Annotated in this window: 6 protein-coding genes; 1 reads left to right on the top strand and 5 read right to left on the bottom strand. The window is 72.2% G+C overall.

What is annotated here, in order from left to right:
- Nucleotides 1-93: 93 nt before the first annotated feature.
- A complete protein-coding gene (locus ACFW2E_RS27530; RefSeq protein ID WP_384469758.1) occupies nucleotides 94-699 on the bottom strand; it encodes a histidine phosphatase family protein in 606 nt (201 codons plus the stop codon).
- Between the two features lie 113 nt (nucleotides 700-812).
- The gene (locus ACFW2E_RS27525) at nucleotides 813-2021 is read right to left on the bottom strand and encodes a pyridoxal phosphate-dependent aminotransferase (RefSeq protein WP_384469757.1); all 1209 of its coding nucleotides are present in this window, start codon (nucleotides 2019-2021) and stop codon (nucleotides 813-815) included.
- Nucleotides 2022-2102: 81 nt separating this feature from the next.
- Between ACFW2E_RS27525 and ACFW2E_RS27520 the strand changes: the two genes are divergently transcribed.
- On the top strand, nucleotides 2103-2732 hold the full coding sequence (locus ACFW2E_RS27520; protein ID WP_384469756.1) for a winged helix-turn-helix transcriptional regulator: 630 nt from the start codon (nucleotides 2103-2105) through the stop codon (nucleotides 2730-2732).
- A gap of 55 nt (nucleotides 2733-2787) precedes the next feature.
- Here ACFW2E_RS27520 and ACFW2E_RS27515 read toward each other — a convergent pair whose 3' ends face one another.
- From ACFW2E_RS27515 to ACFW2E_RS27505, 3 genes are read right to left on the bottom strand one after another with little or no spacing between them, the layout of a single operon-like run.
- Nucleotides 2788-3597, bottom strand: coding sequence for a hypothetical protein (locus tag ACFW2E_RS27515; protein ID WP_384469755.1), 810 nt, complete (start codon nucleotides 3595-3597; stop codon nucleotides 2788-2790).
- Nucleotides 3597-4859 (bottom strand): VWA domain-containing protein, encoded by a 1263-nt coding sequence (locus ACFW2E_RS27510; RefSeq protein WP_384469754.1) that lies wholly within the window; start codon nucleotides 4857-4859, stop codon nucleotides 3597-3599. The genes ACFW2E_RS27515 and ACFW2E_RS27510 overlap by 1 nt, the downstream gene beginning before the upstream one ends.
- A gap of 9 nt (nucleotides 4860-4868) precedes the next feature.
- Nucleotides 4869-6359 (bottom strand): IucA/IucC family protein, encoded by a 1491-nt coding sequence (locus tag ACFW2E_RS27505; protein WP_384469753.1) that lies wholly within the window; start codon nucleotides 6357-6359, stop codon nucleotides 4869-4871.
- Between the last annotated feature and the right edge of the window lie 90 nt (nucleotides 6360-6449).

The following is a 6449-nucleotide window of genomic DNA, read 5'->3' as shown; positions in this document are numbered from 1 at the left end:
GGCGGACGGGCGCGGCGGCCCCCGGCCACGGTGACGGTGCCGGCGCGGGCATGAGCCACACGGAGGCCCCGCGGGGCACCGCCCCGTGCCCCGCTACTCGGCCGAGTCCGGCTGGATGTTCCACCCGGCGATCACCGGTCGCTCGTGTTCCGTCCCCAGGTGGCACAGCGCGCCGGTGGCCAGCTGGAACAGCGCTCCGTGGGACGGATGCAGGCCGAGGCGGCGGGCGGTGAGGACGCGCAGGAAGTGGCCGTGTGCGATGAGGAGGGCGTCGCCGTCGGTGTCGGCCATGGCCGCGTCCACCTCGGCCAGGACGCGGTCGGCGCGTTCCCCGACCTGCGCCGCGGTCTCCCCGGGGTGCTCCGGCGGCCCCGGCGCGACCCCGTCCCTGAACAGGAACCAGCCCGGCCGGCTGCGGTGGATCTCGGCGGTCGTCACGCCCTCGTAGCCGCCGTAGTCCCATTCCCGCAGGTCGGCGTCGACGCGCGCGTCCGGGACGCCGATGAGCTCGGCGGTCTCCCGCGCCCGCTCGAGCGGGCTGACGAACGCGGCCCCGATCCGGTGGGAGCGGATCAACGGCATCAGCCGGCGCGCCTGCTCCCGCCCGTGCTCGGTGAGCGGTACGTCCGTGCAGCCGGTGTGCCGCCCGGACCGTGACCACTCGGTCTCACCGTGCCGGACGAGAAAGATGTCAGCCACGCCCGCGCCCTTCCCGCTCGCCTCCCGGTACGGTGCCACACGGTCACGGTGGCGTGCAGGGCGGACTGGGCCGGACGGCCGTACCGGGCCGTCCGGCTTCCGCATCGGCCCGGCTACTGCCGATAGCCGCTCAGGAACCGTCCGATCCGCCCGATGGCCGCCTCCAGATCGTCCGCGTGCGGAAGCGTCAGGATCCGGAAGTGGTCCGGGGCGGGCCAGTTGAAGCCCGTACCCTGGACGACCTGGATCTTCTCGCGCAGCAGCAGGTCCAGGACGAACTTCTCGTCGTCGTGGATCGGGTGCACCTTGGGGTCGATGCGCGGGAACGCGTACAGGGCGCCCTTCGGCTTCACGCACGACACCCCCGGGATCTCGTTGAGCTTCTCCCAGGCCACATTGCGCTGCTCGTGCAACCTCCCGCCCGGTGAGGTGAGTTCGCGGATGGACTGGCGGCCGCCGAGCGCGGCCTGGATGGCGTACTGGGCGGGCGCGTTGGCGCACAGGCGCATGGAGGCCAGCATGGTGAGGCCCTCCAGGTAGTTCTTCGCGTGCTGCTTCGGGCCGGTCACCACCAGCCAGCCGGAGCGGAAGCCCGCCACCCGGTACGTCTTCGACAGGCCGCAGAAGGTCAGGACGACCAGGTCGGGGGCGAGGGCGGCGGCCGAGTGGTGGACGGCGTCGTCGTAGAGGATCTGGTCGTAGATCTCGTCGGCGAAGACCATCAGTCCGTGACGGCGGGCCAGGTCGAGGATGCCCTCGACGACCTCCTTCGGATAGACCGCGCCGGTGGGGTTGTTGGGGTTGATGATGACGACGGCCTTGGTACGGTCGGTGATCTTCGACGCCATGTCGGCCAGGTCCGGGTTCCAGTCGGCCTGCTCGTCGCACCGGTAGTGGACCGCCTTGCCGCCGGCGAGGGTCGTCACCGCCGTCCACAGGGGGAAGTCCGGCGCGGGAATCAGGATCTCGTCGCCGTCCTCCACCAGCGCCTGGACGGCCATCGACACCAGTTCGGAGACGCCGTTGCCGAGGAACACGTCGTCGACGCCGACCTCCAGCCCCAGCGTCTGGTAACGCTGGGCGACCGCCCGGCGGGCGGAGAGGACACCGCGCGAGTCCGTGTAGCCGTGGGCCTGCGGGAGCATCCGGATCATGTCCTGGAGGACCTCCTCCGGCGCCTCGAAGCCGAACAGCGCCGGGTTGCCGGTGTTCAGGCGCAGCACGCTGTGACCCGCCTCCTCCAGCGCGTTGGCGTGCTCGATCACCGGGCCGCGGATCTCGTAACAGACCTCGCTGAGCTTGTTCGACTGCCGGAACTCCATGCGCCCCTCCGGAAACTCGTGATGCTTGGTTTTACCAAGTGGGAGCTTGGAAAGTCCAACAACCCGTCTAGACTGCGCCGCATGTCACCTCGCCGAAGCTACGACCAGTACTGCTCCGCAGCCCGCGCGCTCGACCTCGTCGGAGACCGCTGGACCCTGCTGATCGTCCGGGAGCTGCTCGCCGGTCCCCGCCGCTACACGGACCTGCACGCGGATCTGCCGGGGGTCAGCACGGACGTACTCGCCTCGCGGCTGAAGGACATGGAGCGGGACGGCCTCGCCACGCGCCGTCGGCTTCCTCCGCCGGGCGCGGCCTTCGTGTACGAACTCACCGCGCGCGGGCGGGAGCTGCTGCCCGTTCTGCAGGCGCTGGGGAAGTGGGGCGAGGCCGGGCTGGGGGAGCGCCGGCCCACCGACGCCGTGCGCGCGCACTGGTTCGCGCTGCCGCTGCTGCGCGGGCTGCCCCACGGCGAAGGACTCGTGGAAGTACGCTCGGAGGCGGGGGACTTCCATCTGTACCTGGGTGCCGAGGACGGCCCCGTGTACGGCGACGGGACCGCCCCCGACGAGCCCGACGCGAGGCTCGACCTCGACTCCGTCACCTGCGGGGCCCTCCTCCGCGGCGAGCTGGACGTGCCGGCCGCGGTGCGGGACGGCCGGATCGCGGTGACCGGTGACAGCCCGCTGGCCAAGGCGCTCAGGGAGGCATGAAAGGGAAGGGCCCGCCGCGCGGACGCGGCGGGCCCTCGGTGTCCGGGCCGGTGACTCAGACGTTCGGCGGTACCCGGGACGGCCGCCCGGAACCGCGCGTCAGCGCGTAGCCGCCGATACCGGCGAGGGCGGCCAGTACGCCGCCCACCGCGGTCCACACCCAGCGGTCGGTCCACCAGCCCGAGGACCAGCCGTCGTCGGGCTCGATGCTGGACAGCACGGCCGACTTCTTCGACTCCGGACCCTCGTCGTCGGACTGCGACTTCACAGCGATGCCGGGGACGAGCGGCTTGGCCAGCGAGCCGTCCACCGCGGCCGAGCCGCCGATGTCCTTGGAGTCGGCACGGACCTCGGCACTGACCGGCTGGCCCAGGGCCGAGGAGGCGAGGTTCACCACGGTCAGCCGGATGTAGTACGTGCCCGGCAGCGGGTCGTTGGCCCACGGCTCCGACCAGGCGCGGACCGTGCGCAGCACGCAGGCCAGCTCCACGGACGAGGCACCCTCGGCGGCGGTGCGGGTCTGGGCGCCGTACTGGCAGGACTGGCGGCGGCGCAGACCGTCGTACACATCGATCTGCCAGGTCTCGGCGGTGTGCGAGTCGGGCAGTTTCACCGTCGCCCTGACCGTCGGACGCTGGCCGGCGTCGGCCGGGAACGACCAGTACAGGTAGTCGCCGGTGGATCCGCCGGCGGTGGCCCGCTCACCCTGGTCGATCTCGGTCGCCGTACGGAACGAGGTGCCGGCCTGGGTGGGTGCCTTGCCGTCGTCGGAGGCGCTGGGCGAGGGGGAGGAGTCGGCCGCCCCGGGACCCGCGGCCAGCCCGAGTGCCAGCAGAGCGACGCTGAACGCACGTGTGATTCTCATCAGTTGGTCCTCCAGACCGCGACCCGCCAGCGCGACAGCCAGCCCCACAGCAGACCCGCGACGAAGCCGGTCAGCACCAGCGCGCCGAGCAGCCACCAGCCGCGCCCGAGGCCGAAGGAGGCCACGTCGCTCGCCCTGTCCGGGCCGTCCACCACGTCGACGGTCAGCTCCAGCGGCAGACCCGGCGTGGTCTTCACGCCCGCGGACGCCGAGAAGGAGCTGGTGACCTGGAGACACACCGTCTCCGCGGTCGTCGTGTCGTCGTCGCTCTCCGGCTTCGGGTAGCGCAGACCTGTCGAGATCATGTCGGTACGGCCGTTGCCCGCGGCCTCGCCGCGCACGATCTCACGGCCGTTGACCGTGACCGCCCGAAGCAGCACGCCGTAGTCGGGGTTGGTCGCCCGGTCGTCCGCCACGCTCACGGAGGCGCGCAGCTCCTGGCCGGGGTTGACGTCCACCTTGTACCAGCGCTGCTGCCCGAACTCCTCGCGGTCCGTGTACAGACCGGACTTCAGCGAGGGCGCCTGCGCGCACTCCGTGGCACCCTCGGTCGCCACCGGCGTCACCACCGGATCGGCCGCCCGGTCCACCAACTGGCCAACCCGGTCGCTGAGTTCCTCCTTGTGCCGGACGTCGGTGTAGGTGCCGCCCGTCGCGTCGGCGATACAGCTGAGCTGGTCGCGGGTCTTCGCGTCCGGTACCAGGCCGAGGGTGTCGATGGTCAGCCCGATGCCCTTGGCGGCGATCTCGCGGGCCACCTCGCACGGGTCCAGCGGCTGGCAGGTGTCCTCGCCGTCGCTGATCAGGACGATTCGGCGGGAGCCGTCACCGCCGTCCAGGTCGTCGGCCGCCTTCAGCAGCGCGGGACCGATGGGGGTCCAGCCCGTCGGCGCCAGCGTGGCGACCGCCGTCTTCGCCTCGGTGCGGTTCAGCGTGCTGACCGGGTAGAGCTGCGCGGTGTCCTTACAGCCCGTCTTCCGGTCGTTGCCACGGTAGTTGGCACCCAGGGTCCGTATGCCGAGCTGGACCTCCTCGGGTGTCGCGTCGAGCACCTCGTTGAACGCCTGCTTCGCCGCCGCCATCCGCGTGCCGCCGTCCATGTCCCGCGTGCGCATGGAACCGCTGACGTCCAGCACGAGTTCCACCTTCGGGGCGGCCTGGTCCGTCTCGTCGGCGGCCGCTCCGGCGGGAAGCGCGATCCCGGCCGTCAGGGCGGCGAGCAGGGCGCAGACTCCCGCCGCCAGCCGTTGTCTTCTGATCATCGGCGGATCTTATTGATCAGAGGTGCCGGGCTCCAAAACGAGCGGGTTCGGCAGACCGAACCACTGGTCACCGGGGGTCTGCGGCGACAGCCGCATCAGCGTCAACGCCTTCGCGGGCAGCGGCTCCTCGCACAGCGCCGTCAGATCGGGGGTGCGCGGCAGGTCCCGTACGGCGGTCCGAAGGGCCGTACCGAGCGCGGCGCCCGAGCCCGCCGTACCCGCCAGCGCGCCCGCCACCAGCGACCCGAACAGCTTGCGGCGCAGCGCCGTCTCGTCGTCGGTGACCAGACGGCCCGTCAGTCCGGACGGGGTGATGCCGTGGCGTGCCAGGCGGGCGGGGCTGAGACGGATGTCGGCCAGGTCGCGGTAGACCAGCCGCAGCGGAGCGCCCGTTCGGGAGAGCACCACGAGCAGGTTCTGACCGTGCGCCTCCAGCGCCACGCCCAGCTCGAGCAGACGCAGACCGACGGCGAGCGTCAGCCGGGTGAAGTCGGCCAGCCAGGCGGGTGAGTCCGGCAGGTCCGTGGTGGCCAGGGCCCCCACCGGCAGGACGTGTTCGTCCGGCGCCGCGTACAGCCGCGGCGACTCGCGCAGCACGGCCGCAAGGTCCGGGGAGTGGGCCGTCACCGCGCCCAGCGTGCGCGTGACGTGCAGCAGTCCGTCCGTGCGGGCCGCCAGCTCCTGCGCGAAGGACGACAGGGTCGCGGACACACCGATCGAGTACTCCGAGATGTCCCGCACCGAGGAGGTGAGCCGGGTGCTGAGTGCCGTCTTCACGTGCGGCCCTTCGGGCAGGGCGAGGGTGCGCAGGGACATCAGGGGGTGCGCGCACTGCCCGCCCTCGCCGGAGAGCTTGAGGACGTGGGCCGCCTGCCAGGGGTGCACCGGGATCAGCAGCCGCCGCCCCTCCTCGGGCCACGCCCCCGTCACCAGGCACTCCTCCCGCGGTACGGGGATCGTCCTCAGCTCCACCACCGCTCCGTGCTCCGGGCCGTACGCGAGCTGCTCAGCCACGGAGAAGCCGGGCCGGGAACGGCAGTTGGGGTGGAACGGATGTCCGTCGACCACCCGCTGCTCCCACTCCCAGGCGCGCACGGGCCACTCCTTCGGGTGAGCCGGACGGGCGGTCCGCGACAGTGCCAACGAGGCCACGCTGTGCCCGAGTTCGGCTGCGAAGCCCGTCGAGTGCGGCACGGCGAGGTCCGTCATCAGACGTGCGGGATCGTCGTACGGCTCGTCGTCGAGGTGTACTACGCCGACGTAGGCGTCGGTCGCGTACGGATCCGCGTGCGGCCCGTGCAGCGCGCGGCCGTCCAGGAGCCGCAGCGCAAGGCCCCGGGCGTCGTGCCCACGGCCGGTGATCCAGGGCAGTGGCTCATGGGCGAGCGCCCGCCACAGCCGGGTCAGCACGGCCGCCCGGGCGCCCGGCAGCTCGGCCGAGTACCGGGGTACGAGGCCGGGCCGGATCAACGGCCGCGCGGGCGCGCCCCTCGCCCACAAGGTGGGGGGTAGGTTGCCGGGGCCGGACCACCGGGTTACGGCAACGAATGGCCCCGAGGTGCCCGCAGACAAGAAAACATAAAGCCGAAC

The organism is Streptomyces sp. NPDC058964, assembly GCF_042741275.1.
GTDB lineage: Bacteria > Actinomycetota > Actinomycetes > Streptomycetales > Streptomycetaceae > Streptomyces.
This window is presented reverse-complemented; position numbering and strand designations above follow the sequence as displayed.

Coding starts and splice junctions, on each gene's coding strand:
- ACFW2E_RS27515 (WP_384469755.1), bottom strand. CDS start 3,597: ATGAGAATCACACGTGCGTTCAGCGTCGCTCTGCTGGCACTCGGGCTG.
- ACFW2E_RS27520 (WP_384469756.1), top strand. CDS start 2,103: ATGTCACCTCGCCGAAGCTACGACCAGTACTGCTCCGCAGCCCGCGCG.
- ACFW2E_RS27510 (WP_384469754.1), bottom strand. CDS start 4,859: ATGATCAGAAGACAACGGCTGGCGGCGGGAGTCTGCGCCCTGCTCGCC.
- ACFW2E_RS27525 (WP_384469757.1), bottom strand. CDS start 2,021: ATGGAGTTCCGGCAGTCGAACAAGCTCAGCGAGGTCTGTTACGAGATC.